The 25,646-nt window shown below is 60.9% G+C and carries 24 protein-coding genes; 9 read left to right on the top strand and 15 right to left on the bottom strand.

Annotation, left to right across the window (positions count from 1 at the left end; genetic code table 11):
• Window positions 1–633 precede the first annotated feature (633 nt).
• Entirely contained in the window at window positions 634–1,530 is an 897-nt protein-coding gene (locus PY308_RS08585) for a branched-chain amino acid ABC transporter permease (protein ID WP_275790205.1), read from the top strand.
• Here the strand turns inward: PY308_RS08585 and PY308_RS08590 are convergent, their stop codons facing one another.
• The 5 genes from PY308_RS08590 to PY308_RS08610 all read right to left on the bottom strand — a co-directional run bounded on the left by PY308_RS08590 (window position 1,531) and on the right by PY308_RS08610 (window position 5,764).
• Complete coding sequence (locus PY308_RS08590) at window positions 1,531–1,992, bottom strand: molybdenum cofactor biosynthesis protein MoaE (protein ID WP_275790208.1); 462 nt, start codon at window positions 1,990–1,992, stop codon at window positions 1,531–1,533.
• A 4-nt stretch (window positions 1,993–1,996) separates the two neighbouring features.
• Window positions 1,997–2,257: a molybdopterin converting factor subunit 1 gene (moaD, locus tag PY308_RS08595; protein WP_275790210.1), complete on the bottom strand. Its 261-nt coding sequence runs from the start codon at window positions 2,255–2,257 to the stop codon at window positions 1,997–1,999.
• A complete protein-coding gene (pgsA, locus tag PY308_RS08600; RefSeq protein WP_434064216.1) occupies window positions 2,257–2,871 on the bottom strand; it encodes a CDP-diacylglycerol--glycerol-3-phosphate 3-phosphatidyltransferase in 615 nt (204 codons plus the stop codon). Before pgsA ends, moaD begins: the two co-directional genes overlap by 1 nt.
• Before the next feature lie 110 nt (window positions 2,872–2,981).
• On the bottom strand, window positions 2,982–5,003 hold the full coding sequence (gene uvrC / locus PY308_RS08605) for an excinuclease ABC subunit UvrC (protein ID WP_275790213.1): 2,022 nt from the start codon (window positions 5,001–5,003) through the stop codon (window positions 2,982–2,984).
• Complete coding sequence (locus PY308_RS08610) at window positions 5,000–5,764, bottom strand: SDR family oxidoreductase (RefSeq protein WP_275790215.1); 765 nt, start codon at window positions 5,762–5,764, stop codon at window positions 5,000–5,002. Before PY308_RS08610 ends, uvrC begins: the two co-directional genes overlap by 4 nt.
• 367 nt (window positions 5,765–6,131) lie before the next feature.
• Here PY308_RS08610 and PY308_RS08615 point away from each other — a divergent pair, with 367 nt between their 5' ends.
• Entirely contained in the window at window positions 6,132–6,764 is a 633-nt protein-coding gene (locus tag PY308_RS08615; RefSeq protein ID WP_275790218.1) for an outer membrane protein, read from the top strand.
• 69 nt (window positions 6,765–6,833) lie between these two features.
• On the opposite strand, the gene PY308_RS08620 is transcribed toward PY308_RS08615, so the two are convergent.
• From PY308_RS08620 to PY308_RS08630, 3 genes are all read right to left on the bottom strand, one after another.
• Window positions 6,834–7,424, bottom strand: coding sequence for a glutathione S-transferase (locus PY308_RS08620; protein WP_275790220.1), 591 nt, complete (start codon window positions 7,422–7,424; stop codon window positions 6,834–6,836).
• 44 nt (window positions 7,425–7,468) lie between these two features.
• Window positions 7,469–8,173: a ribonuclease T2 family protein gene (locus PY308_RS08625; RefSeq protein WP_275790223.1), complete on the bottom strand. Its 705-nt coding sequence runs from the start codon at window positions 8,171–8,173 to the stop codon at window positions 7,469–7,471.
• Between the two features lie 155 nt (window positions 8,174–8,328).
• The gene (locus tag PY308_RS08630) at window positions 8,329–9,198 is read right to left on the bottom strand and encodes a 23S rRNA (adenine(2030)-N(6))-methyltransferase RlmJ (protein ID WP_275790224.1); all 870 of its coding nucleotides are present in this window, start codon (window positions 9,196–9,198) and stop codon (window positions 8,329–8,331) included.
• A gap of 68 nt (window positions 9,199–9,266) precedes the next feature.
• Between PY308_RS08630 and PY308_RS08635 the strand changes: the two genes are divergently transcribed.
• Together PY308_RS08635 and PY308_RS08640 are read left to right on the top strand one after the other, a co-directional pair.
• Window positions 9,267–11,399 (top strand): molybdopterin-containing oxidoreductase family protein, encoded by a 2,133-nt coding sequence (locus tag PY308_RS08635; RefSeq protein WP_275790227.1) that lies wholly within the window; start codon window positions 9,267–9,269, stop codon window positions 11,397–11,399.
• An 8-nt stretch (window positions 11,400–11,407) separates the two neighbouring features.
• On the top strand, window positions 11,408–12,013 hold the full coding sequence (locus PY308_RS08640) for an NUDIX domain-containing protein (RefSeq protein WP_275790230.1): 606 nt from the start codon (window positions 11,408–11,410) through the stop codon (window positions 12,011–12,013).
• Here PY308_RS08640 and PY308_RS08645 read toward each other — a convergent pair.
• From PY308_RS08645 to purM, 4 genes are all read right to left on the bottom strand, one after another.
• Window positions 12,010–12,420 (bottom strand): type II toxin-antitoxin system VapC family toxin, encoded by a 411-nt coding sequence (locus PY308_RS08645; protein ID WP_275790233.1) that lies wholly within the window; start codon window positions 12,418–12,420, stop codon window positions 12,010–12,012. The genes PY308_RS08640 and PY308_RS08645 overlap by 4 nt on opposite strands.
• Window positions 12,417–12,656: a type II toxin-antitoxin system Phd/YefM family antitoxin gene (locus tag PY308_RS08650; protein WP_275790235.1), complete on the bottom strand. Its 240-nt coding sequence runs from the start codon at window positions 12,654–12,656 to the stop codon at window positions 12,417–12,419. Before PY308_RS08650 ends, PY308_RS08645 begins: the two co-directional genes overlap by 4 nt.
• A gap of 81 nt (window positions 12,657–12,737) precedes the next feature.
• On the bottom strand, window positions 12,738–13,370 hold the full coding sequence (gene purN, locus PY308_RS08655) for a phosphoribosylglycinamide formyltransferase (RefSeq protein WP_275790237.1): 633 nt from the start codon (window positions 13,368–13,370) through the stop codon (window positions 12,738–12,740).
• A complete protein-coding gene (gene purM, locus PY308_RS08660) occupies window positions 13,367–14,437 on the bottom strand; it encodes a phosphoribosylformylglycinamidine cyclo-ligase (protein WP_275790239.1) in 1,071 nt (356 codons plus the stop codon). Before purM ends, purN begins: the two co-directional genes overlap by 4 nt.
• 216 nt (window positions 14,438–14,653) lie before the next feature.
• Here purM and PY308_RS08665 point away from each other — a divergent pair, with 216 nt between their 5' ends.
• The 5 genes from PY308_RS08665 to PY308_RS08685 all read left to right on the top strand — a co-directional run bounded on the left by PY308_RS08665 (window position 14,654) and on the right by PY308_RS08685 (window position 21,748).
• Window positions 14,654–15,790, top strand: a complete 1,137-nt coding sequence (locus PY308_RS08665) for an AI-2E family transporter (protein ID WP_275790241.1) — start codon at window positions 14,654–14,656, stop codon at window positions 15,788–15,790.
• 5 nt (window positions 15,791–15,795) lie between these two features.
• Complete coding sequence (gene hdaA / locus PY308_RS08670) at window positions 15,796–16,482, top strand: DnaA regulatory inactivator HdaA (protein ID WP_275790245.1); 687 nt, start codon at window positions 15,796–15,798, stop codon at window positions 16,480–16,482.
• A 63-nt stretch (window positions 16,483–16,545) separates the two neighbouring features.
• Window positions 16,546–18,732, top strand: a complete 2,187-nt coding sequence (locus PY308_RS08675) for an RNA degradosome polyphosphate kinase (protein WP_275790247.1) — start codon at window positions 16,546–16,548, stop codon at window positions 18,730–18,732.
• 12 nt (window positions 18,733–18,744) lie between these two features.
• Entirely contained in the window at window positions 18,745–20,265 is a 1,521-nt protein-coding gene (gene ppx, locus PY308_RS08680) for an exopolyphosphatase (protein ID WP_275790248.1), read from the top strand.
• Between the two features lie 133 nt (window positions 20,266–20,398).
• On the top strand, window positions 20,399–21,748 hold the full coding sequence (locus PY308_RS08685; RefSeq protein ID WP_275790250.1) for a calcium-binding protein: 1,350 nt from the start codon (window positions 20,399–20,401) through the stop codon (window positions 21,746–21,748).
• 64 nt (window positions 21,749–21,812) lie between these two features.
• On the opposite strand, the gene PY308_RS08690 is transcribed toward PY308_RS08685, so the two are convergent.
• From PY308_RS08690 to rnd, 3 genes are all read right to left on the bottom strand, one after another.
• The gene (locus PY308_RS08690) at window positions 21,813–23,171 is read right to left on the bottom strand and encodes an esterase-like activity of phytase family protein (protein ID WP_275790252.1); all 1,359 of its coding nucleotides are present in this window, start codon (window positions 23,169–23,171) and stop codon (window positions 21,813–21,815) included.
• Between the two features lie 109 nt (window positions 23,172–23,280).
• Entirely contained in the window at window positions 23,281–24,348 is a 1,068-nt protein-coding gene (locus tag PY308_RS08695; protein WP_275791066.1) for an adenylate/guanylate cyclase domain-containing protein, read from the bottom strand.
• A gap of 150 nt (window positions 24,349–24,498) precedes the next feature.
• Entirely contained in the window at window positions 24,499–25,644 is a 1,146-nt protein-coding gene (gene rnd, locus PY308_RS08700) for a ribonuclease D (RefSeq protein WP_275790253.1), read from the bottom strand.
• Window positions 25,645–25,646 lie beyond the last annotated feature (2 nt).

A 25,646-nucleotide genomic window follows, 5' to 3' on the forward strand; every position in this document is an offset into this window, starting at 1 on the left:
CGTGGGATGGTGTTCTGCCGATCGATCATCATGAGTTTGTGGCAGCTCCCCTCCCTCTGTCACGTCGTGACCTCTCCCCCTCAAGCGGGGAGATTGTTCTTCTTTCTTCTGGAGCGCAAAGCCGGTGGCAATCTCCCCCCTTGAGGGGAAGATGTCGGCGTCGCCGACAGAGGGGGGGAAGTGTCCGCGATCTCCAACGGAGTTGGAACAATCCATCGGAAACCGTACCAGCGGATGATGGCGGATGACATTGGAGGTGGCATCGAGCAGATTGGCCAAACCGCCAGCCGATGACGTCCCCAGCACCTGCGCGCGAAAATGCGCGTCGACTGCTTCCCGCAGTGCAAGAAAGGCCGTCCGGTTCTGGGCAGCGACAGGCGACAGCGGACCGAACAGGGTCCTTTCCGCGGAGAACCCTGAAGCGGCCGCAGCAAAATCGTCGAGTGCCGCCACGTCCGCATATCGGTCGATCCTGCGCTCCGCGTCGAAGCGCAGCACCACGGAGTTGGCCACGTCAAGCGCCAATGCGCCGCCGGAGAAACGATGCGGGGTCCAAGAGAAATTCATGCTGTATCCTAACTGGTAAAAATCATTTTACCAGTTATAATGAACTTGTCATCACCCGGATTACCCATGGCCTATTTTCTTCAGCAACTTGCCAGTGCGCTGCCAGTGGCGGCGCTCTATGCGCTGCTGGCCTTCGGCTATTCCATCGCCTTCGCCGTCACGCGGCGGGCAGATCTGACTTATGGTGCGCTGTTCGGGTTTTCCGGGCAGGTCTTCCTGCTGTTTTCCGATTTCGGCTGGAACAGGCTTTGGCTGGTGCTTCCCGCGGCCCTGGCGATGGGTGCGGCAGCGGCATTGATTTACACGCTGGGTGCGGGGCTGCTCATCGGTCGCTCGGTCATGCGCGGGCTGGCGGAGCGGTCGGCAAATGCGGTTGTTGTCGTCTCGCTGAGCGTCGCTCTGGTTCTGATGGAACTGTCGCGGATTGCCGCAGAAACCCGCAGCCTCTGGCTGCCGCCGTTTCTCAATACGCCGGTCATTCTCTGGGCCGATCCGCTGTTTCCGGTGACACTGACGGCGATCCAGCTTCTCAATATTGTGTCGATGGCTGTGGTTGTCGCCGCAGGGCATGGTTTTCTGACGCGGTCGGTGTGGGGGCGGTACTGGCGTGCAGTGTCGGACGATGCGGGCGCGGCGGCCCTGTGCGGCGTCGACCGGGGGCGGGTCTTCGTCGCCGCCTATGGACTGTCGGCGCTGTTTGCTGCCTTGGCCGGCATTCTCGCGACGTCCTACTATGGTACGATGGATTTTGGCGCCGGTCTCGTCTTCGGGGTAAAAATCCTGTTCATTGCGGCCATCGGCGGGCAAACGGCGCCGCTGCTGGCCGCAGCAGGGGCGGCGGCGATGGGCTTTGCGGAGACGCTGTGGAGCGCCTATGGCCCGATGCTCTGGCGGGATTTTGCGATTTTCTCGTTTCTGGTGCTGGTTCTGGTGCTGACCCGGAAGGAGAAACTGCAGCCGTGATCAGTCTTTCGACCAACGGTCCCTGGCGCTGTCGTCGGCATCCTTTGCGTTGACCCAGCCGCGTCGTTCGCCGTCTGCGGCATGTTCCTTTTTCCAGAAGGGCGCTGATGTCTTCAGGAAATCCATGATGAAACTTGCTCCGTCAAAGGCAGCCTGCCGGTGCGGCGACGCGGTGGCCACCAGGACGATATTTTCACCGGGCGCGATCCTGCCGTAGCGATGGATGGCGCAGGCGGCCTGAAGGTCAAAGCGTTTGACGGCCTCGTGGCAGATGCGGGCAATTTCGGCTTCCGCCATGCCAGGATAATGTTCGAGTTCAAGCGCGCTCAACGTCCCCGCTTCATCGCGGCAGAGACCGGAAAAAGTCACGATGGCGCCGATATCCTGCCGGCCTGCCGACATTGCCTCAACCTCGGCCGCAAGATCGAAATCCTCCCGCTGCACGCGGACTGCAACGGTCAAGGCCTCAGCCCCCGGTCATGGGCGGAAACAGCGCGATTTCGCGAGCGCCGGCGATCGGTTCGTCGTGATCGACGTGTTCCTGGTTCAGGGCGACGCGAATGACGTTCTCGTGCTCCAGTGCGGCCTCGTAGGTCTCGCCCAGGGTTTTCAGATACGCCAGAAGATCGCCTGCCGTAACCACGCTGTCGGGCAGGTCAAGGCTTTCCTCTCCCTTGCCGATCCGTTCACGCACCCACGCGAAATAGACGAGATCGACGCGGGCCATCAGTCGATCATATGCTTGAGGCCGGCGCGGAAATAATCGTAGCCGGTGTACATGGTCAGCGCCGCGGCCACCCAGAGCAGGGCAATGCCGGTTTCCGTGATATAGGGCACGATCTTGTCGCCGGCCGGACCGGCCAGCAGAAAGGCGATGGCGACCATCTGGATCGTCGTTTTCCACTTGGCAATCTGCGTGACCGGTACACTCACCTTCAATGCTGCCAGATATTCGCGCAGGCCCGATACGAGAATTTCGCGGCACAGGATTATGATCGCGGCCCATAGCGACCATCCGGCGATCGTCTTTTCCGTATCGGCCGCCATGAGAAGCAACGCCGTCGCCACCAGAAGCTTGTCGGCAATCGGGTCGAGCATCCGGCCGATATTGGATGTCTGGTTCCAGATGCGCGCGAGATAACCGTCGAGGAAATCCGTCAGCGACGCGACGACGAAAATGCCAAGCGCCGTCCAGCGGGCGAAATCGGAACTCTGCAGCCGTCCTTCGAGAAAGAAGCAGAGCACGATCAAAGGAACCGCCAGAATCCGGCCGTAGGTCAGGAGATTGGGGATGGAGTAGACGAGCGAGGGTCTGGACATGGGTGTGGCTGCATCGGTCATTTGTTCATTCCGGAAGGAGACGGTATCGGCCTTGAAAGGCCAATGCAAAGCTTATTCGGCAATGATGGCTGAATTCGTCTGAATGCGATCTGAACGGATTGCATTGCGCATTATTTTGCGCCGTCTTCATGAAAGTGGTCATAGACAAGTCTGGCCACCGCCTCCGAAATTCCGCCAACGGACAAAAGATCGTTGATTCCCGCACGCGAAACCGCCTTGGCGGTTCCGAAATGCTGGAGCAGCGCCCGTTTGCGCGTTGGCCCGATGCCGGCGATCTCGTCGAGCGGGTTCTTCACCATCTCCTTCTTGCGGCGCGCCCGGTGGGAGCCGATGGCGAAGCGGTGCGCCTCATCGCGCATGCGCTGAATGAAGTACAGCACCGGATCGCGCGGGGGCAGAGTGAAGCCCTCGCGGCCCGGCGGGAAGAAGCGTTCGCGTCCGGCCTCGCGATCGACCCCCTTGGCGACACCGATGGCCACGACACAATCCTCGATGTCCAATTCGCGCAGGATCGACCGCACGACCGTCATCTGTCCCTGGCCACCGTCGATCAGGATGACGTCGGGCCATGAAGGGAAGCCCGCATCTTCGGCAATCTCGGCGCTCCGGTCGGGCTTTTCCTCTTCCTTCAAAAGCCGCGTAAACCGCCGGGTCATGACTTCCTTCATCATGCCGAAGTCGTCGCCCGGGGTGATCTCGGTCGATTTGATGTTGAACTTGCGGTACTGGCCCTTGACGAAGCCTTCGGGCCCGGCCACCACCATGCCGCCGACGGCATTGGTGCCCATGATGTGCGAGTTGTCGTAGATCTCGATCCGGCGCGGCGCGCGCGGCAGCTTGAAGGTTTCGGCAAACCCTTCGAGCAACCGCGATTGCGAGGCCGTTTCGGCAAGCTTGCGGCCATGCGCCTCGCGGGCGTTTGCCACCGCATGATCGACCAGATCTTTCTTTTCGCCGCGCTGGGGCACCAGGATCGACACCCTGTAGCCGGACTTCTCGGTCAGCGCTTCGCCCAGCAGTTCCTGCTCCTCGACGGGAGCGCAGAGCAGGATCTGCCGCGGACAGGGCTTGTCGTCGTAGAACTGGGCCAGAAAGGCGCTCAGCACCTCGGCCGGCGGCAGGCTCGGATCGGCCTTGGGAAAATAGGCGCGGTTGCCCCAGTTCTGCCCGGTCCGGAAGAAGAAGACCTGGATGCAGGACACGCCGCCCTCGTGATGGATGGCGAAGACGTCCGCCTCCTCGACCCCGGCCGGATTGATGCCCTGATGGCTCTGGACATGCGAGAGAGCCGCGAGCCGGTCGCGGTAGAGGGCGGCCCGCTCGAAATCGAGATTTTCGGATGCCTCGTTCATTGCCCCGGCGATGGTCGCCTTGACCGCCTGGCTCTTGCCGGACAGAAAATCCCGGGCTTCGGTGACAAGCTCGGCATAGTCGGCATCGCTGACCTCATGCGTGCAGGGCGCGGAGCAGCGCTTGATCTGGTGCAGCAGGCAGGGGCGTGTGCGGGTCTCGAAGACGCTGTCGGTGCAGGTTCGCAACAGAAAGGCGCGCTGAAGCGAATTGATTGTCCGACCGACGGCGCCGGCGGAGGCAAAAGGCCCGAAATAGTCGCCCTTGCGGCTGCGGGCGCCGCGATGCTTGTAGAGCGCCGGAGCCCTGGAATCGCCGGTGACGAGGATATAGGGAAAGGACTTGTCGTCGCGCAGAAGCACATTGAAGCGCGGCCGCAGGCGCTTGATAAGGTTGGCTTCGAGAAGCAGCGCCTCGATCTCCGTACGCGTCGTGACAAACTCCATATTCGCGGTCTCGCGCACCATCTTGGCGAGCCGGTTGGAATGGACACGGCCCTGCGCATAGTTGCTGACACGCTTTTTCAGGTTGCGCGCCTTGCCGACATAAAGCACGTCGCCAGCCTCGTTGAACATGCGGTAGACACCGGGGCTGTTGGGCAGGCGCTTGACGAAGGCCTGGATCAGCTCGGCGCCGCGCAGGCCGTCGGGTATGGCACTGGTTTCCGCCCAGTCGAGAATAGGCGCCGGTCCAGGCGCATCTTCTGTCTCGATCAGTTCCTCGTCGTCGCCGGCGTTTTCGTCATAGAGAATGCCGCCGTCCGTGGGCACGCGCCCGCTCATTCCACAATCTCCAGAATATCCGGCGTTTCCCAGGCCAGATGCTGCCCGCCGTCGAGCGCAATCATCTGCCCGGTCACCGAGGGCGTATCAAACAGGAACCGGATCGTCCGGCCGAATTCTTCCAGTGTCGGCCCTGTCTTAAGGATCAGCGCATCCACCTGCGACCGGAAGTCCCGGTCGTTCTGCCTGTCGTTCGGCAATGTCGGGCCAGGTCCTATGCCGTTAACACGAATGGACGGCGCCAGCGCCTGCGCCATTGTCTTCGTCGCTGTTAAAAGGGCGGACTTCGACAACATATAGGAATAAAATCTTGGGTTGGGAGCCCAGACCCGCTGGTCGATAATATTGACGATCAGTCCGGCATTTCGCTCCGGCAATTGCGCCGCAAAATCCCGCGCCAGCAGCGAAGGCGCCTTCACATGCAGGGCAAAATGGGTGTCCCAGGCCGTTTCATCGAACATATCCAGGCTGTCTTTTCCGAACAGCGAGGCATTGTTGACCAGAAGCCCGATCGGGCCAAGCGCATCGGATGCCTTTGCCATTAACGCGCCGGCGTCCTTAGTTCGCGTCAGATCTGCCGTGACCGCTGTCGCCGCATAGCCCTGCCGGCGGAGCCCGTCCGCCAGTTCCTCGGCCTGGTCCATCGAGCGATTGGCATGGATAGCCAATGCAAAACCGTGGGCAGCCAGATCCTCGACGATGGCCCGTCCGATCCGTTTTGCGCCGCCGGTCACCAGTGCGGTCTTCAAGGGCGTCTTCACAAGCCTGTCCTGCCGTTCGATTCGATTTGTCGCATGCGGCAAGGATATAGGAGGCGCGGCGGGAATGCGAAACGGGTTCCACTCAATCGTTTCAGGAAAATTAACACCGGTGCGGTAAATTGTCTTAATTCCAAGAGATAAAGTATATATTCAGTTAATCTTGTGTTGTGGTTAATAATTACCCTGTGACCTTCAAGCAACATCGCATTCTGGCCTCTCTAGTGCCACTAAAATTTCACAATTTGGCTCTTGTGAATCCGCATTTGACCGCCATTTTCTCCTCAACCGGGCGAGGTTCATTGCAATTGCCCGATGTGCCATTCCGGGATCTCAAGATGTCGGAACATCGGATCGAAAGGAGACTTTAATGCGTATTCTCACCACCACTCTCATGGCTTCGGTCGTGTCTCTCGCTACCTTCTCGGCTGCGCAGGCTGCCGACGCAATCGATGAAGTTCCGGCAGCTCCGGCTGCGGAATATAGCGAACCGGCAGTGAAGAACTGGTCGGGCGCCTATGTCGGCGGCACGGCCAACTGGGCTCGCGGCGACCATGGCGCAACCGGCGATTCGTCGGGCGCTGCCGGTGGTCTCTATGGCGGCTACAACATGCAGAGCGGCCAGATCGTTTACGGTGCGGAAGCCGACGTCAACTACGGCGACGCCGACGCCAGTGATCCGACACGCAGCTTCGAGCAGCGTGCAAACGGCTCGATCCGTGGCCGCGTCGGTTACGATCTGAACCCTGTTCTGGTCTACGGCACGGCCGGTGTTGCTGCCTCGAACGTCAAGGCGAAGCAGTTGGGAACGTCGGATTCCAAGACGCTGCTCGGCTGGACGGCCGGTGCCGGCGCCGAAGCCTTCGTGACCGACAATGTCACGGCCCGCGTCGAATACCGTTACTCGGACTACGGTTCGAAGGACTTCAGCATCGGTGGTGGCAAGGTTTCGTCGGGCTACGACGAGCACGCGGTCAAGGTCGGCATGGGCGTCAAGTTCTGAAACCCCTTTCCAACGATCAGAAAAGGCCGGAGCGATCCGGCCTTTTTTGCAGTTTAGAGAAAGCCGGTTTTACGCTTTGAACTGGGCGTAGTCGGGAAAGAATTTCTCGAATTTTTGCGGCCAGTTCTTCAGCTTCGGCCGGCCTTTTTGCCATTCCCCGGCGAACCGCAGTTCAAGGTAGCGCAGCATGGCCGCCAGAGCGAAATGGCCACCATGGAGTTTGGCACCGGTTTTCGGCAGATTGGCGTTGAGCTGGTCGAGTCCGCGAACGACCTTTTCCCATTGCCTGTCGATCCAGGGCTGGTGGATCTTTTCGGGCGGGTGAAACCGCTTTTCATAGACAATTGACAACAGGCTGTCGCAAATTCCGTCGCACAGCGCTTCCAGCATCTCGACATCCACGCGCTTGTCGGCGTTGCGGGGATAGAGCTTGCCTTTCGTCTGGCGGTCGATGAACTGCATGATCACGCGGCTGTCATAGATCGCCTTGCCATCGGCAAGGATCAGCGTCGGGATCTTGCCCAGCGGATTGTTCGAGATCAGCTCCGGCGGATTGGCATTGGTGTCCGTCAGGACGCTTTCGGCTGCAAGACCCGCATAGCGCGCCGCCATGCGAACTTTGTTGGAATAGGGGGAGGCAGGGGAGTAGAGTATTTTCATGCGTTTCTTCTTTCTTTCCGGCATGATGCGTGTTTGGACCGAATTCAGCGATTGGCCGGCAGTTGCAGGCTCTCTGCCCTGCAGCCGCCGCGATCGATTTCAGGACAGGGGCGGAAATCGAGCCCTTTGTCCAGACAGATGCGGACCTCATCGACCCGCCCGGTGTCGCATGTGACAGCGATTGCCCCGGAGCGCAACTTCGCGTTGGCAGCCACGAAGGAGGCCTCGATGTCCTGCGGACTGTTGCGTTGCGCCGTCGTCTGCTTCATTGCCGGCGGAATACGAACTTTGTCGGAGGCGGCGCGCAGAACGGCAAAATAGTCCTGCTGGCTGAGCCCGGAGCACGAGCCGTGCTTGCGCCACTCATGGCCGATCAATCCCATCGAAGGCATGATGTCGAACAGGCTCTCTCCCAGCGCCTCCGGCACGCGATCCGGCTCCCGCGTCCGGCAGAACTCCGGATAGCCCCGCTCGTTCTGCGGCCAAAGGCCGTGGACGATGAAGCCTCTGTCGTCCCGGCATTGCCGGGAGCGGCCGGACGCGTCATTTGCAAGGCACCAGGTCGGCGACCAGGACAGCGACAGGACGTAGAAATCAAACCCCCTGCCGACCGGCAGCGGCTTTGCAGCGGTTTCCTGCTCTGCAACGGGCTCAGGCTTTGCCGCCTGCGTCTGCGACGTCTCCCCGTTGCATCCCGCCAGAAGCGACAGGCCCAGCAGCAGCGTGGATATGCAGACAAGCCGCTTCACGCTGCTTGCCGTCCGCACGTCGATGTCAAGGCAGCCGGTCCTTTCGCAAGACCACGCCCAGGGGTTACGCTGCACTCTTCGGTCATCGTCGTCTCTCTCGAAAGCAGGCAAAGATTGCGTCGCACAAGGGTACTGCGTCAAGAGTGTTACCTGCGTTAGAACTCCTTCTCGGGCACCTCTTCGCCGCGCAGCCAGAAGGAGCGGGCAGAAGCATGGCGATCCTGCTTCAGCCGGTCCTTGAGAAAGGGCAAGAGGCTGTCGAGTTCGCTCTTCAGCGTATAGGGAGGGTTGACGATGATAAGCCCGGAGCCGGACAGACCCGTGGTGTCGCGGTCGCTGCGCACCGACAGTTCGGCGCAGAGCATTTTCGGAATCTCAAGAGCCGTCAGCGCGGCATGGAATTCCGCGATCGGTGCGCCCTGTTTCAATGGATACCATAGGCAGAAGGTGCCGCCGGGAAAGCGGCGCCAGGCCTTGGCGAGACCGTCCGTCAGTCGCTCATAGTCGCCGGTGCGCTCGAACGGCGGATCGACGAGCACGATGCCGCGCTTTTCCTTGGGCGGCACATGGGCGCCCAGCGCCAGCCAGCCGTCGAGTTCGGTGATCCGGCTCTGGAAGTCGCCGTCGAAAAGACGATGCAGCGTCCCGTAATCGTCCGGATGCAGTTCCATCGCCGACAACCGGTCCTGCGGCCGCATCAACATGCGCGTCAGCTTCGGCGAGCCCGGATAGAATTTCAGGCCGCCGTCGGGATTGATATCGCGCACGGCGGTGAGATAGGGCTCGAGCAGTGCCTTGGCTTTGGCCGGGATGTCGGCGTCGAGCAGGCGGCCGATGCCGTCCTGCCACTCGCCGGTCTTCTGGGCTTCCTCGCCGGAGAGGTCGTAGAGGCCAATCCCCGCATGGGTGTCGAGGACGCGGAACGCTTTGTCCTTCTGGCCCATGTAGACGATCAGCCGGGCAAGCACCGCGTGCTTCAGCACATCGGCGAAATTGCCCGCATGGTAGATGTGACGGTAATTCATTCGCGTCCCTGATCGTCTCGATGAAATGTTGGAATGGGTGGCCAAGGGGTCTTTGAGAGCTTCCTGCGATGCAATATAGAAAAGCGATGAACCTTGCGACCCCAATCCTTCCTGAAAAATCCATCGCCCATACGGTCTGTCCGCATGACTGTCCCTCCGCCTGCGCGCTCGACGTCGATGTGACGCCGGAGGGGCGCATCGGCCGGGTGCGGGGTTCTGCGGCCAACAGCTATACGGCCGGCGTCATCTGCGCCAAGGTCGCGCGCTATTCCGAGCGCATCTACCATCCCGGTCGCCTCATGGTACCCCAGCGCCGCAAGGGCGCGAAGGGCGAGGGCGTCTGGCAGCAGGTCAACTGGGACGATGCGCTGGACGAGATTGCCGGAGCCTTCGTGAGGGCCGAGCAGCGGTATGGCTCCGAAGCTGTCTGGCCCTATTTCTATGCCGGTACGATGGGGCAGGTGCAGCGCGACTCGATCGAGCGCCTGCGCCATGCCAAGCGCTATTCCGGGTTCTTCAGCTCGATCTGCACCAATCTCGCCTGGACCGGTCTCTCCATGGCGACCGGTTCGCTGCGCGGCCCGGACCCGCGCGAAATGGCGAAAGCCGATTGTGTCGTCATCTGGGGCACCAATGCGGTCTCCACACAGGTCAATGTGATGACCCATGCGGTCAAGGCCCGCAAGGAGCGCGGCGCAAGGATCGTCGTCATCGACATCTACGACAATCCGACGATCAAGCAGGCCGATATGGGACTGGTGCTCAAGCCGGGCACCGATGCGGCACTCGCCTGCGCCGCCATGCACATCGCCTTTCGTGACGGCTATGCCGACCGCGCCTATCTGGCAAAATACACGGACGATCCGGCGGGGCTTGAAAACCACCTGAAGAGCCGCACGCCCGAGTGGGCATCGGCAGTCACGGGCCTGCCGGTTGAGGAGATCGAAGCCTTCGGCAGGCTCATCGGTACGACGAAAAGAACCTATTTCCGGCTCGGCTACGGGTTTACCCGCCAGCGCAACGGGGCCGTCGCCATCCATGCGGCCGCGTCGGTGCCGACCGTGCTCGGCTCCTGGCAATATGAGGGCGGTGGAGCGTTTCACTCGAACAACGATATTTTCCGGTTCGACAAGCGCGAACTGATGGGATCCGCCATGGTCGACCCGGAGATCCGTATGCTCGACCAGTCGCAGGTTGGCCGGGTGCTGACGGGCGACGCCGAGGCGCTGCGCCAGCGCGGGCCGGTGACGGCGATGCTGATCCAGAACACCAATCCGGTCAATGTCGCGCCTGAGCAGCGGCTGGTGAAGCGCGGCTTCCTGCGCGACGATCTGTTCGTCGCCGTGCACGAGCAGTTCATGACGGACACCGCCAAGCTCGCCGATATCGTCCTGCCCGCCACTATGTTCCTGGAGCACGACGATCTCTATCGCGGCGGCGGCCACCAGCATATCCTGCTCGGGCCGAAGGTAGTGGAGCCGCCATCGACGGTGCGGACCAATCTCTTCGTCATCGAGGAACTGGCAAAGCGGCTTGGGGTCGCCGACCGGCCGGGCTTCGGCTTTGGCGAGCGCGACCATATCGATCATATCCTGGTCAATTACGGCATCGGCTATGACGCGTTGAAGCGCGACAAATGGATCGACGTCCAGCCGGACTTCGAGACCGCGCATTTCATTAAGGGTTTCGGCCACCCGGACGGAAAGTTCCGGTTCAAGGCGGACTGGACGGGAACCCCGGCGCCGAACCGTCCGCCGAAGGCGCTGGGGCTTTTCGGCCGGCATTCCCTGCTTCCGGAGTTTCCAGATCATGTCGATCTGATCGAGGTAGCCGACGAGGCGCATCCCTTCCGGCTGGCGACCTCGCCGGCCCGATCCTTCCTCAACTCGACCTTCGCCGAAACGCCGTCCTCCATTCAAAAGGAAGTCCGCCCGGAAGCGATGATCCATGCCGACGACGCGCTGATGCTCGGCATTGCCGATGGCGATGTGGTCCGTATCGGCAACGGGCGCGGTGACATCCGGCTGCATGCCAGGATCGGCGGCGGCGCGCGCCGTGGCGTCGTCATTGCCGAGGGACTCTGGCCGAACGATGCCCATCTCGACGGCGAGGGCATCAATGTGCTCACAGGCGCCGACGCGGCGGCCCCCTATGGCGGGGCTGCCTTTCACGACAATCATGTATGGCTGCGCAAGGGCTGAAAGTGACGATGACGAAATTCGAAAATGCCAGGATCGAGGTTCTGAAAGACGAGACACTGTCGAAAAACTGGTACCATCTGCGCAACGTGACCTTCAACTACACCGGTTCGAACGGTGTGACGAAAAAGCTGAAGCGCGAGGTCTACGATCGCGGCAACGGCGCAACGATTCTGCTCTATAATCCCCGGCGCGACAGCGTCATCCTCGTGCGCCAGTTCCGCATGCCGATCCATCTCAACGGCCATTCCGGCTGGCTTCTGGAAACGCCGGCCGGCCTGCTCGACGGCGACCAACCGGCGGAAGCCATCCGCCGCGAGGTGATGGAGGAGACGGGCTATCTGGTGACAGATGTGAGACCGGTCTTCCAGGCCTTCATGTCACCGGGCGCGGTGACCGAAAACATCCATTTCTTCGCGGCCATCATCGATGCCACCGTGCGTGCCGAGGACGGAGGCGGCGCGGCTCACGAGGATGAGGACATCGAGGTCATAGAAGTATCTCTGGCCGAGGCGATGGCGATGATCGAAACCGGTGCGATCTGCGACGCCAAGACAATCATGCTTCTGCAATGGGCGAAGTTGAACAGGGAAGAATTGCAGGGAACGATGCTCTAAGCTCCGAACGGCAAGACCGCCTCTGCCTCGGCTGCTCGCCGTAGTTTTTTGTCGAGCGTGGCAAGCGGGATAGCTTGAGTGATCGCAAGCGCCAGATAGGCAGCATCATATGCCGAAAGCTGGTGTTTGCGAGCGAGGGAAACGACCAGCGCATCATCACCGGAATCTGAAATTGTAATCGGCAATTGACGCAAACGAACAAGGGATGCCAAGACGAGTTCGATGGGAATACGTTTGCGACGCTCCGCCGTCATTAAAATGTTGCGGACCTCATGCAGCAATAAATCAGGCGAACATGCGTTTTTCCTTGAAAGCGCATCCATGGCGGCGTCGGCGATGTCGCTATTCTCATCCGGCAAAAACCAGACAGCCGCGATTGACGCGTCAACGACAAAATCAGCTGTCATTTCCGGCCTTCATCACGCCAGTGTAAAATCTCTTCCAGCGAGACCGGCTTGTTCAGCGCGCGTTCTCTCCGGATGAGTCGGATGAGATTTTCCCGGCGCTCCTGATCATCGATCGGCACGAGGCGGGCGACGGGTGTGTCGCCTCTCGATATGATGATTTCTTCACCCGCTTCCACTTTAGTAAGCAACTCGGACAAATGCGTTTTCGCCTCGGCGACCTTAACCGTCCTCGTCATCAGACTGATCTCCGCTTTCCTGCGGACAGATTTTAGCTGTAGACAGCCTGCTTGGTCAAGCGGTTGACCATCTCGTCGCTGTCAGTCGCCGGCCCGCACAGCCTTGCCGCCATCCATCCGCACCTTCCCCTCCGCAAGCAGCCGCAGCGCAATCGGATAGGATTTGTGCTCTTCGAGCAGCACCCGTGCCGCCAGTGTATCGGCCGTATCGTCCGGCAATACCGGCACCTTGGCCTGCAGGATGACCGGCCCTTCGTCCATGCCTTCGGTGACGAAATGAACGGTGCAGCCGGCCTCTCTCATTCCGGCGTCGATGGCCCGCTGATGGGTGTGCAGGCCCGGGAAGAGGGGCAAAAGCGAGGGGTGGATATTGATGATCCGGCCTTCGTAGGCATTGATGAAAGTGGCGCTCAAAAGCCGCATGTAGCCGGCGAGGCAGATGATGTCAGGGGAAAGGTTTTCCAGCGTCGAAAGGATTGCGGCCTCGTGGGCGTCCTTGCTGTCATAATCCTTGCGCACGAACGAAAATGCCGGGATGCCCAGCGCTTGCGCCTTGGCAAGCCCGCCGGCATCCGCCTTGTCCGAGATGACCGCCACGATCCCTGCGGGAAAATCGGGCTCGGATGCCGCTTTGACCAGCGCCAGCATGTTGGAGCCGCCGCCGGAAATGAACACCACGACCCGCTTGCGGGCCGGTCTGGCCGCATCGATCATAGCGCGAGCTTGCCAGTGTAGATCGTGCCCGCAGCGCCCTCTTCGCGGGCGACCATGCGGCCGAGTGCAAAAACGGTTTCGCCTTCGGCCTTCAGCACTGCGGTGACCTGATCGGCATCGTCGGCCGCGACCACCACGATCATGCCGACGCCGCAGTTGAACGTGCGCAGCATTTCCTTGTCCGCGACGCCGCCGGTCCTGGCGAGCCAGGAGAACACGGCCGGCGGCCGGATGGCGCCAAGATCGATCTCGGCGGCCAGATGTTTCGGCAGGACACGCGGGATGTTCTCCGGAAAGCCGCCGCCGGTGATGTGGGCGAGCGCCTTCAGCGCGCCGGTTTCGCGGATGGCTTTGAGGAGCGGCTTCACATAGATCCGTGTCGGCGTCATCAGCACGTCGGCCAGTGTGCCTTCGCCAAAGGGCGCTGGTGCGTCCCAGGCGAGGCCGGACAGCGAAACGATCTTGCGGACCAGCGAATAGCCGTTGGAATGAACGCCGGAGGAGGCGAGACCGAGAATAACGTCGCCTTCCGCAATGTCGCCAGCGGGCAGCAGTTGTCCGCGTTCGGCAGCACCAACGGCAAAGCCGGCCAGATCATAGTCGCCGCCGGCATACATGCCGGGCATTTCGGCGGTTTCGCCGCCGATCAGCGCGCAGCCAGCCTCGCGGCAGCCGGCAGCGATGCCGCCGACGATCGCAGCGCCCTGGTCCGGGTCAAGCTTGCCTGTTGCGAAGTAATCGAGAAAGAACAGCGGTTCCGCGCCTTGCACGACGAGATCGTTGACGCACATGGCGACGAGATCGATGCCGACCGTGTCGTGTTTGTTCGCATCGATGGCGATCTTCAGCTTGGTGCCGACGCCGTCATTGGCGGCCACCAGCACCGGGTCCTTGAAACCGGCGGCCTTGAGATCGAACAATCCGCCGAAGCCGCCGATCTCGCCATCCGCACCCGGACGGCGCGTCGAGCGCACATGCGGCTTGATCTTTTCCACCAGAAGATTTCCGGCATCGATATCGACGCCCGCATCGCTATAGGTCAGACCGTTCTTTTCCGTCTCGCTCATGGCTTGATCTCCGCCGGCTCGTCGTTTGCGCTTGCGATTGGCATGCAGATCGGGGAAGTGCAAGCGCGTTACCCCGCAGTTGGTGCCTTTTTCACCGTTTTACCCGATAAGCCGAGGCGTTTGCGGCCGCAGGCTTGACCGCGGCACGCGCCACACCCTATCTCCTGAGAGCAAGCGGGATGGTGCGGGGCGCAGCCTCAAGGATGGAACGGCGGCATGGTCAATAAATTGAGCGGCAGCGGCCTGCAACGCCAGATCATCTTCTGGCTGCTTTTTCTTGCGGCCTTCATTGCCTTTCTGACGGTGTTTTCGACAATCCTCCTGCCGTTCATTGCCGGCATGGCGCTTGCCTACTTTCTCGATCCGGTGGCCGATCGTCTGCAAAAGCTTGGCTTGAGCCGCCTGATGGCGACCGTCGTCATTCTCGTCGGTTTCATTGTCGTCTTCGCCTTGTCTCTTGTCGTCATCATTCCGATCGTCTTTACCCAGGCCGCCGATTTCATTCAAAAGATGCCCGGCTATGTCGGCAAGCTGCAGGCCTTCGTCACCAGCCCGCGGGCCGGCTGGCTGCCGGACTGGATCGCCGGGCAGATGGACACGATCAAGCAGAATTCGGCCAAGCTTCTGGAGCAGGGCGCCGGCTTTCTGGGCACGCTGTTTCAGCAGTTGTGGAATTCGGGCATGGCGTTGCTCGACATCGTTTCGATCTTCGTGGTCACGCCGGTCGTCGCCTTCTATCTGCTGCTCGACTGGGACCGAATGGTTGAAAAGGTTGACAGCTGGGTGCCCAGGGATCATGTGGCGACCGTTCGACAGATTGCCCGCGACATGGACCTCACCATTGCCGGATTCGTGCGGGGGCAGGGGTCCCTTTGCATCATTCTCGGGATGTTCTACGGGATCGCGCTGTCCTTCGCCGGGCTGAATTTCGGCCTCCTGATCGGCCTGTTCGCCGGCATGATCAGCTTCGTCCCCTATGTCGGCTCGGTCGTCGGTCTCGTTCTTGCGGTCGGCGTGGCGCTGGTCCAGTTCTGGCCGGACTATGTCCATATCGGCATCATCGCCGGTATCTTCTTTCTGGGCCAGTTTCTGGAAGGCAACATTCTTCAGCCACGCCTCGTCGGCAAGAGCGTTGGGTTGCATCCGGTCTGGCTGATGTTCGCGCTTCTTGCGTTCGGCGCCCTGTTTGGTTTCGTCGGCCTTCTTGTCGCCGTGCCCTGTGCAGCGGCGATCGGCGTGCTGGTCCGCTTCGGCATCGCGCGCTATATGGACAGCCAGCTGTACCACGGGCATCGTCACATCATGACCATCGATGCCGCGCCGAAACTGCCAGAGCGTGAACGCGCCGAGTAATGCAAATGATCCGCAAGTCCGAACAATTGCCGCTCGTTTTCAAGCATGAGCCTCAAAGGGGCCGTGACGATCTCATGGTGTCCGAGCGGCTCAAGGCGGCGGTTGCCATTATCGACAGCTGGCCGCGCTGGCCGTCGCCTGTCGTCATCCTTGCCGGGCCGGTCGGTTCGGGCAAGTCGCATCTGGCATCGATCTGGCGCGAGAACAGCGGGGCCGTTGATATTCGTCCGACGCGGACGGGCGATGCGGCCGAGCTTGCCGCACAAGGGCCGGTTTTGTTCGAAGATGCGGACCGGCAGGGATTCGACGACCAGGCCCTGTTTCACGTCATCAACAGTGTCCGTGAAAACGGAACCGGCCTTTTGATCACCAGCCGTCTCTGGCCCATGTCCTGGCCCGTCGAACTGCCGGACCTGCGGTCGCGCCTCAAAGCTGCGACGACGGTCGAAATGGGCGAGCCGGACGACGAGCTTCTCGCGCAGGTTCTCGTCAAGCTGCTCGCGGATCGGCAGCTCGCCGTGGACGATCGCCTGGTCGGCTATATCGTCGCACGGATGGAGCGGTCGCTCGAAGCGGCCCAGACCGTCGTGGAACGCCTCGACCATCTGGCTCTGGCGCGGGGGACGCGCATCAACCGTGTGCTTGCCGCCGAGGTCCTGAACAGCCTTGGGAAGACACGCGAAACCGATTGACTGTCACGGTTCAGTCGTCAAATTAGGCTAGCTGCATCGAAAGCAGGCAAAGCGAGCGGGACAATGGACAATCAAACCTCTACGACAAATGTCGATGTGCCGGCAATCGATGAAATCGATCTGCTGACGAGCCCCGAGCGCTTCATCAACCGGGAATTTTCCTGGCTGCAGTTCAACCGTCGTGTTCTCGAGGAAACGCTGAACACGGCCCATCCTTTGCTCGAGCGTGTGCGGTTCCTGTCGATTTCGGCCGCCAACCTCGACGAATTCTTCATGGTGCGCGTCGCCGGCCTTGAAGGCCAGGTCCGCCAGGGCGTCCTTGTCCGCAGTCCCGACGGCAAGACACCTGCCGAACAGCTGGAAGACATCCTCAAGGAAATCGACAATCTACAGATGGAACAGCAGGCCTCGCTGGCCGTCCTGCAGCAATATCTCGCCAAGGAAGATATCCTGATCGTTCGCCCCGTGTCCTTGTCCGCCGAGGACAGGAAGTGGCTCGCAACGGAATTCGAGCAATCCATCTTCCCCGTGCTGACGCCGCTGTCGATCGATCCTGCCCATCCGTTCCCGTTCATTCCGAATCTCGGCTTCACCATGGGGCTGCAGCTTGCCAGCAAAAGGGGCAAGGAGCCGATGACGGCGCTGTTGCGCCTGCCGGTGGCGCTCGACCGCTTCATTCGCCTGCCAGATGCGAAGTCGGTCATCCGCTACATCACGCTGGAGGATGCGGTCAGCCTGTTCATCGAGCGCCTTTTCCCCGGCTACGAGGTCAAGGGCTCGGGGACGTTCCGCATCATCCGCGACAGCGATATCGAGGTCGAGGAAGAGGCCGAAGATCTGGTGCGCTTCTTCGAAACCGCGTTGAAGCGCCGCCGCCGCGGCTCGGTTATCCGGATCGAGATCGATTCCGAGATGCCGTTCGAGCTACGCCGTTTCGTCGTTTCGGAACTGAATGTCCCGGAAAACCGCGTCGCCGTCCTGCCGGGGCTTCTGGCGCTCAACACGCTCTCGGAAATCACAAAGGCGCCGCGCGACGATCTGCGCTTCGAGCCGTACAATGCGCGATTTCCCGAACGTGTCCGCGAACATGCAGGTGATTGCCTCGCCGCCATTCGTGAAAAGGACATGGTCGTCCACCACCCCTACGAAAGCTTCGACGTGGTGGTCCAGTTTCTGCTCCAGGCTGCGCGCGACCCTGACGTTCTGGCGATAAAGCAGACGCTCTACCGCACCTCCAACGACAGCCCGATCGTGCGCGCGCTAATCGACGCGGCGGAAGCCGGCAAATCGGTGACGGCGCTGGTGGAGTTGAAGGCGCGCTTCGACGAGGAGGCGAACATCCGATGGGCACGCGATCTGGAGCGCGCCGGCGTACAGGTCGTCTTCGGCTTCATCGAACTAAAAACCCATGCGAAAATGTCGATGGTGGTGCGCCGCGAGGAAGGCAAGCTCAGAACCTATTGCCATCTGGGGACAGGCAACTATCATCCGATCACAGCGAAGATCTATACGGACCTGTCTTTCTTCACCTGCAATCCGAAGATTGCCCACGACATGGCCAATATCTTCAACTTCATTACCGGCTACGGCGAGCCCGAAGCCGGCATGAAGCTGGCAATTTCGCCGCACACGCTGCGTCCGCGCATTCTCCAGCACATTGCCGAAGAGGTTGCCCATGCCGAGGCCGGTCGTCCCGCCTCGATCTGGATGAAGATGAACTCACTGGTCGATCCGGAGATTATCGATGCGCTCTACCGCGCCAGCCGCGCCGGCGTCGAGATCGACCTGGTGGTGCGAGGCATATGCTGCCTGCGTCCGCAGGTGGCCGGCCTTTCGGACAAGATCCGCGTCAAATCCATCGTCGGCCGCTTCCTCGAACATTCGCGTATCTTCTGTTTCGGCAACGGCCATGGGCTTCCCTCCGAGCATGCCCTCGTCTATATCGGATCGGCGGACATGATGCCGCGCAATCTCGATCGGCGTGTGGAGACCCTGGTGCCTCTCATCAATCCGACCGTGCACGAGCAGGTGCTGTCGCAGATCATGTTGGGCAATCTCATCGATAACCAGCAGAGCTACGAAATTCTTCCGGACGGAACGTCGCGGCGCATGGATGTCGCGCGTGAATCCGAGCCCTTCAATGCGCAGGTCTATTTCATGACAAATCCCAGCCTCTCTGGCCGGGGTGAGGCCTTGAAATCCAGTACGCCCAAGGCAATCGCCGGCTGGGACAGCGGCAGAAGAAAATAAAACTGGAATGGCATGGTAGAATCTGAAGCCCAGGGGCGGCTGCCTGGAATTGCGCCGGTCTCCGTCGTGGATATCGGCTCGAACTCGATACGGCTCGTCATCTACGAAGGCCTGAGCCGGTCGCCCGCAGTGCTGTTCAACGAAAAGGTCATGTGCGGTCTCGGCAAGGGGATCGACGCCACCGGGCGCATGGATGCCGAAAGCGTCGAGCGGGCCCTGAGGGCGCTGCACCGGTTCAAGGCGCTGTCAGTGCAGGCGCGAGCCTCCACCGTCTTCGTGCTGGCGACGGCGGCTGCTCGAGATGCCTCCAACGGACCGGATTTCATCCGCCGTGCCGAAATCATTCTCGGCCAGAAAGTGCGCGTCCTCACCGGCGAGGAGGAAGCCTATTTTTCGGCGCTCGGCATCATCAGCGGCTATCATCATCCGGACGGCGTGGTCGGTGACCTCGGCGGCGGGTCTTTGGAGCTTGTCGATGTCGCCGGCTCGAAAATCGGCAAGGGCATAACCCTGCCGCTCGGCGGCATCCGTTTGTCTGAGCATGCCGAAGGGTCCGTCGTGAAGGCGCGGGCCCATGTGCGGCGCTACATGAAGGACGCTCAGGTTCTGCGCGCCGGTCAGGGCCGCACCTTCTATGCTGTCGGCGGCACCTGGCGGTCGATCGCGAAACTTCACATGGAATTGCGCGATTATCCGCTGCACATGATGCAGGGCTACGAAATTTCCTTCGATGACGCTATGGCCTTCCTGCCCGAGGTGATTGTGCAAAAGGACGTGAAGGCGCCTGCCTACGCCAATATCTCCAAGAGCCGCCGTGCGCTGCTCCCGTTCGGCGCTGTCGCGATGCAGGAGACCATCGCCCAGATGAAGCCCGCCCGGATTTCGTTTTCGGCCCTTGGCGTCCGCGAAGGCTATCTGTTTTCGCTGCTGTCGGATACGGAGCGCGCCTATGATCCGCTGCTGACGGCGGCGCGCGAGATCGCTATTCTCCGGGCGCGTTCGCCGGAACATGCGCGGGAACTGGCCGATTGGTCGGGAAAGATGGTGCCGCATTTCGGCGTTACCGAAACTGCGGAGGAAGGGCGCTACCGGCAGGCCGCCTGTCTGCTGGCCGATATCAGCTGGCGCGCCCATCCGGATTACCGGGGACTGCAGGCCCTCAACATCATCGCGCACAGCACATTTTCAGGGATCACCCATGCCGGGCGCGCCTATATCGCCCTTGCCAATTACTACCGGTTCGAAGGTCTGAACGACGATGGCGCGACCGAACCCCTGGCGGCCATCGCGACGCCGCGCCTTCTGGAACTGGCCAAGCTGCTTGGCGGTCTCTTGAGGGTGGTCTATCTTCTGTCGGCTTCCATGCCCGGGGTCGTACGCAATCTCGACATTCGTCCGTCGAAAGCGGCGGATCTCGACCTTGAATTCGTCGTTCCCGGCGTCTATTCGGAATTTGCCGGTGAGCGTCTCGACGGTCGATTGCAGCAACTGGCAAAACTGACCGGTAAGCGAATCGCCTTCCGCTTTGAGTAAGAACACGAACCAGTGTGACGGCCCCGGTGCATCGGCCTGCGAATAGATATGTGAGCAGGTACGTTGAAAACAGCAATGCGGTTAGTAAGATTGGGCGGCAGGGCAGGGCCGAGCGCGGACAAGGGCATTGGACATGGCAAGAATTTCTTACGGTGATCTGGGTTTTGGCGCCGATATGCTCTCTCCGCTGGTTGGCGGCCTCACGGCTTTCGATCGTTCTTCCTGGTCGTCCGGCTCGATTAAGCTCTATGACGACGCAAAGAACTACGTCGAGTTCACCGGTTCAGGATTGAAGGTGGCAACCTCAAACGGCGGGATAACAGATATCACCGCCGGCACAGTGACGGGCATGAAGCTCGTCGTCGGCGGAGTTTCGTTCATGACAGTGACCGGCGCCAGCATGCCGGCCGCCGGATTGGGCGACGCGCTCTTTGCCGGAAACGACGCCGCATTTCTGACATTGCTGCTCGCCGGCGCAGATGTCGTTGTCGGCACCCGCCACAACGACGTGCTGCTTGGCCTGGATGGCAAGGATACGCTGGAGGGCAGGGCGGGCGACGACGTTCTCGTGGGCGGTGCCGGCGCCGACAGGCTGCTTGGCGGCGAGGGCAGCGATATCGCCGCCTATGTCTTCGCGACAGAAGGCGTTTTGGCAAATCTTGCCGATGCCACCGCCAATATCGGCGATGCCAAAGGCGACACATACGCATCCATCGAGGGTATCATCGGTTCGGACCATGCCGACACTCTGGTTGGCGATGCCAAGTCAAACGTGCTGTCCGGCGGGGCAGGCAGCGACTACCTGGTCGGCGGCGGAGGCAAGGACACGTTTTTCGGCGGTTCCGGTAACGACGTGATGGCGGGCAGTGCGGGCGCGGATCGGTTTTCTGGCGACGACGGTTTGGACCAGGTGTCCTATGCCAAATCCACCAAGGCTATCGTTGCCTATCTCTCCAAGACATCGCTCAATACCAACGACGCCAAGGGCGATGTGTTTTCCTCGGTGGAAGGCCTAGCCGGCTCCATCTACGACGACAAGCTGTCCGGCAATGGCGGAACCAACATCCTCTACGGTGATTTCGGCAATGATGAGCTTCACGGCGGCGCCGGAAGCGACCTCCTGACCGGCCATGTCGGCGCCGACGATCTCTACGGCGGGTCCGGAGCGGATCTTTTCGCCTTCTCGAATCTCTGGGACTCGAACACGTCTGCGCTCGGCCGCGACACGATCTATGATTTCTCTGCCAGCGCGGGGGACAGTATCGACCTGTCCGCTATTGATGCCAATTACCAGCTCGCGGGCGAGCAGGCATTCCGCTTCATCGGCACCGCCGGCTTCAGCGGTGTATCCGGGCAGTTGCGCTATGAGAAAAAGGCCTCAGACACCTATATCTATGCCGATGTCAACGGTGACAGGAAGGCCGATTTTGCCATCCATCTCGATGACGCTTTAAACTTGAGCAAGGATTATTTCTTCCTGTAACCAGCCGAACATGGAAACGAGGCCCCCGCGGATCTTTCGCGGGGGCCTTTTTCAAGCGTGGTCCTTATTTCGCGTTCAGGAATTCGCCGACTTCGAGCAAAACGAATTCATTGTCGTCTGCCTTGTCGAGGGCGCGGCCGGCAGAGAAGGGAAGATTGTTGTCGTTGCCGACGATGATGTGGGTATCATCGATGCGGTCGACATTCTCGATGGTGACGAAGGGCATGTCGTAAAAACCTTCGCCGCCGCCCTGGCGCTTCTTGTTGTCGGGATCGGCGATCTTCAGGAGATCGATATAGCCGATCTTGCGCACGGCTTTGCCGGCATTCGCGTCGGTCATTTCGATCTTGTAGACGCGCTTCACCTTCGAGCCGACGGCAAAGCAATCCGCCTTCGGCTCCTTCGGGTTGGCGCAGGCCTTGTCGACAGTGCCGGCACCGTTGTCGCGCTCGATCACCAGCGCGGTCTTGTCATCCAGCATGTTGAAGTCGCCGATCGCCTCGCCGCCTTCAGCAAGCGGATAGAGCCAGCTGCGACCGGTCCAGGCCTTCGATGCGACATCGAGTTCGACGATGCGCAGCGCCGGGCGGCCTTCGGCCTGCTCGACATTTTCGGCATCCGTCCAGATCGGACCTTCCAACAGGCCGTAAAGCTTGGTTCCGTCCTTAGACAGTGCCAGGCCCTCGTAGCCGCCGGAACGCTTGATATTGAGCGTCGGCATCGGCTTGGAGGGATCTGCCTGGACAGTCAGCGTCGGGTTGTCGGGCGACATCACGGCCTTCTCGTTGACGGTGGTCGCAATCACGTCCGTCAGCTTTCCGTCGAGGTCGAATTTCAGGATATAGGGACCGAATTCCTCGCCGACCCAGAAGCCGTCGGCAACGGGCTGGATCGATTCGACGTCGAAATCTGCCCCCGTCAGGTAGCGCTTGGCAGCGCCTTCCATAACGATGGGGAAGGGTGCCTTCTTGTCCGGGTCGGACAGAAAGACAGTCTTCAGAGCCTCGACCTTGCCGCCGTCCCAGTCGATCCTGATGTTGTGCAGCATCAGCATGGTGTCCGAAGAATTCAGCTTGGACCCGAAGCCATTGTCCGACATGCTCCAGAAGGTACCGTCCGGCATGGTCTTGATGCCGGAAAAGCCCTGCATTGGCTGGCCATCGAAAGGCAGCGACAGACCGGTCAGGCGAACGCCGTCCTTGCCGGGCACCGTGCCGAGCCCATCGGCCCGCTTGCGGTCTGCGGTCGTGAACTTGCCGGAGGTCTTGAGATAGTCGGACGAATCGGCCGGTGCAGCGATGATGGTGTTCGCCGGCAGGACGGCATGCGCCGCCAATTTGGCCGGGAAGACGGTATCTGCGGCGAAAGCGCCGGATGTCATCAGGAGTCCGAGTGCGACGGAGGCAAAGAGAGATTTTTTCATCATGTTTCCATTCGAGCGGTGTGTTCGAGACGTTCCGCTTAGCAGGGCATTGATGTCGGTGACTTGACGCCGGGATGAAGCTTTGGTGACGGTTCCTGGCGCAGGGCCGCTATTCGGCCGGAATCCGCAAGTCGAAGGGAACGGCCGTCTTGGCCCCGGTCGTCAGCGCAAGCGCCATGACGCCGAGCATCTGCCCGCGCCCCTTGACCGCATGGGGGCCGAGGTCTTCCGTTGTGATGGTGCCCGGCATCGCGACGCGCTGGGCAAGCTCCGTCGATATCAACACCGGACGCTTCAAGGATCTGCAAAGAGCTTCCAGTCTTGCCGTCGTGTTCACGGTGTCACCGAAATACGCGATCTTGTGACGGTCTACACCGATTTCGGCGGTAATGATGAAGCCCCCGTGCAATGCCGCCCGCAGGCGCGGAACCTGGCCGAAGTTTTTCCGCCATGCCTCCGCATTCGCCTCGATGTCCTGCAGAATGTCGAAGACGCAGCGGATGCAGCGCGCATGTTTCAGGCCGCGTTCCATCGGCCAGGTGATGATCGCGGCGTCGCCGACATAATCGTCGATGGCTCCTTTGTATCGGCGCACCGGCTCCGCAAAGGCTGCGAACAGGGCTTTCAGGAATTGCTGCGCGCGCAGGTCTCCATGTTTCTCCGCAAACGGCGTGGAATCGGCGAGATCGATGAACAGAAAGATGCGTTCTTCCCGAACCGGCTTTCGATACCGGCTGGTCAGCATGCTCGTGAAGACATCCCTGCCGAGCAGGTCCCGCACGCGCAGGACGAAAATGATCAGCCCGCAGACGGCCAGCGCGTAAAGGAAAACGTTGAGTGGCATGACGAGGGTGTCGGCCAGCGACGAGGACTTGAGCATCTTCAGCGACGAGAGCAGGATGGCCGCAAGCGCGTAGCCGATGCTCATCAGGATTTCGAAGATGACGAGGCTGGAGACAACGAAGCCGAGCGTGGGAAAGCGCTCGATCCGCCGGTAAAGCCCGCGAAGGAAGATCCGGCGTTCGAACGCAATCAGCGGCACGCCCATGAACACGGCGAAGATAGCGCCGATGATGACGGGCTCATCGGGATAAACAACGAGACTGTAGATCACACCGCTCAGCGCCATGCCGAGCGTGATCATCAGCCAGTTCTCGGTAGCGGATATCTCTCTCATGACGCCCGGTTGTTTGTGGTGCTGTGCGCATTGTTCCACTTCACTGCCAAGCGTCAAGTGATTTCACGTACTTGAACCTGCCCATGCCCAGGCAGGACAGAAAATTATTGACAAAGATTGCGACAGGTCAAAATTGCCGCCTTACGGCAATCAGAGCTCCACGGCCTCGATTTTGCGATCGACGAATCGCAAGGCTACGTCGCCATTGATGAGCTTCAGCGCCGTATCGCCGAACAGTTCGAGGCGCCAGCCCTTCAGGGCGCCGACATCGGCCTTTGCGCCTTCCGACGCGATTCGTTCCAGATCTTCGGAATTGGCGATGATCTTGGCGGCGACCCCCTGCTTCTCGGCAATCAGCTTCAGAAGCACCTTGAGCAGTTCGATGGCAGCGGCAGCGCCCTCTGGCGACTGGCTTTGGCGCGGCATTTTCGGCATCTCGGATTTCGGCATCTCAAGTGCGGCGTTGACGGCCTCGATGATCGCCGTCCCTGCGGTCGAGCGTTCCCAGCCCTTGGGGATCGTGCGCAGACGTGACAGGGCCTCTGCATCCTTCGGCTGTTGCTGGGCGATCTCGTAGAGCCCGTCGTCTTTGATAATGCGACCGCGCGGCACGTTGCGATTGCGGGCCTCGCGCTCGCGCCAGGCGGCGACCTTCTGAAGGACGGCGAGTTCCACCGGCTTTTTCAAGCGCATCTTCAGACGCTGCCAAGCGTCGTCCGGATGGATGTCGTAGGTTTCCGTGGCCTCCAGAATGGCCATTTCCTCCGTCAGCCAGAGCGAGCGGCCTTCGCGCTCAAGCTCTGCCTTCAGATGCAGGTAGACATCGCGCAGATGCGTGACGTCGGCGAGCGCGTAATCCAGCTGCTTTTCGGAGAGCGGCCGCCGGCTCCAGTCGGTGAAGCGCGAGGATTTGTCGATATGCACGTTCTTGATGCGGCTGACCAACTGGTCGTAGGACACGCTGTCGCCGAAGCCGCAGACCATGGCCGCGACCTGCGTGTCGAAGATCGGATGCGGGATCAGCCTGCCGAGATTGTAGATGATTTCAATGTCTTGCCGGGCAGCGTGAAACACTTTCGTCACGGCGGTATTGGCCATGAGTTCGAAGAAGGGCGAGAGATCGATGTTCTTCGCCAAAGGATCGACGATCACGGCAATCTCCGGCCCGGCCATCTGGATCAGGCAGAGCTGCGGCCAGAAGGTCGTCTCGCGCAAAAATTCCGTATCGATCGTCAGATACTGCCCCTTGGCCAGCGTTTCGCAGGCTGCGGCAAGTTCGGCTGTTGTTTCAATCATCA

This window comes from Pararhizobium gei (genome assembly GCF_029223885.1).
In the GTDB taxonomy this organism is placed as follows: Bacteria; Pseudomonadota; Alphaproteobacteria; order Rhizobiales; family Rhizobiaceae; genus Pararhizobium; species Pararhizobium gei.

Excerpts from the sequence above, each read along its gene's own strand:
- PY308_RS08675 (WP_275790247.1), top strand. The coding sequence starts at position 16,546 with ATGGACAATCAAACCTCTACGACAAATGTCGATGTGCCGGCAATCGAT.
- purN (WP_275790237.1), bottom strand. The coding sequence starts at position 13,370 with ATGATCGATGCGGCCAGACCGGCCCGCAAGCGGGTCGTGGTGTTCATT.
- PY308_RS08615 (WP_275790218.1), top strand. The coding sequence starts at position 6,132 with ATGCGTATTCTCACCACCACTCTCATGGCTTCGGTCGTGTCTCTCGCT.
- hdaA (WP_275790245.1), top strand. The coding sequence starts at position 15,796 with ATGATCCGCAAGTCCGAACAATTGCCGCTCGTTTTCAAGCATGAGCCT.
- purM (WP_275790239.1), bottom strand. The coding sequence starts at position 14,437 with ATGAGCGAGACGGAAAAGAACGGTCTGACCTATAGCGATGCGGGCGTC.
- PY308_RS08665 (WP_275790241.1), top strand. The coding sequence starts at position 14,654 with ATGGTCAATAAATTGAGCGGCAGCGGCCTGCAACGCCAGATCATCTTC.
- PY308_RS08585 (WP_275790205.1), top strand. The coding sequence starts at position 634 with ATGGCCTATTTTCTTCAGCAACTTGCCAGTGCGCTGCCAGTGGCGGCG.
- PY308_RS08690 (WP_275790252.1), bottom strand. The coding sequence starts at position 23,171 with ATGAAAAAATCTCTCTTTGCCTCCGTCGCACTCGGACTCCTGATGACA.
- PY308_RS08685 (WP_275790250.1), top strand. The coding sequence starts at position 20,399 with ATGGCAAGAATTTCTTACGGTGATCTGGGTTTTGGCGCCGATATGCTC.
- moaD (WP_275790210.1), bottom strand. The coding sequence starts at position 2,257 with ATGGCCCGCGTCGATCTCGTCTATTTCGCGTGGGTGCGTGAACGGATC.
- PY308_RS08640 (WP_275790230.1), top strand. The coding sequence starts at position 11,408 with ATGACGAAATTCGAAAATGCCAGGATCGAGGTTCTGAAAGACGAGACA.
- rnd (WP_275790253.1), bottom strand. The coding sequence starts at position 25,644 with ATGATTGAAACAACAGCCGAACTTGCCGCAGCCTGCGAAACGCTGGCC.
- PY308_RS08620 (WP_275790220.1), bottom strand. The coding sequence starts at position 7,424 with ATGAAAATACTCTACTCCCCTGCCTCCCCCTATTCCAACAAAGTTCGC.
- PY308_RS08695 (WP_275791066.1), bottom strand. The coding sequence starts at position 24,348 with ATGAGAGAGATATCCGCTACCGAGAACTGGCTGATGATCACGCTCGGC.
- uvrC (WP_275790213.1), bottom strand. The coding sequence starts at position 5,003 with ATGAGCGGGCGCGTGCCCACGGACGGCGGCATTCTCTATGACGAAAAC.
- PY308_RS08630 (WP_275790224.1), bottom strand. The coding sequence starts at position 9,198 with ATGAATTACCGTCACATCTACCATGCGGGCAATTTCGCCGATGTGCTG.
- pgsA (WP_434064216.1), bottom strand. The coding sequence starts at position 2,871 with ATGACCGATGCAGCCACACCCATGTCCAGACCCTCGCTCGTCTACTCC.
- PY308_RS08650 (WP_275790235.1), bottom strand. The coding sequence starts at position 12,656 with ATGACGAGGACGGTTAAGGTCGCCGAGGCGAAAACGCATTTGTCCGAG.
- PY308_RS08635 (WP_275790227.1), top strand. The coding sequence starts at position 9,267 with ATGCAATATAGAAAAGCGATGAACCTTGCGACCCCAATCCTTCCTGAA.
- ppx (WP_275790248.1), top strand. The coding sequence starts at position 18,745 with ATGGTAGAATCTGAAGCCCAGGGGCGGCTGCCTGGAATTGCGCCGGTC.
- PY308_RS08645 (WP_275790233.1), bottom strand. The coding sequence starts at position 12,420 with ATGACAGCTGATTTTGTCGTTGACGCGTCAATCGCGGCTGTCTGGTTT.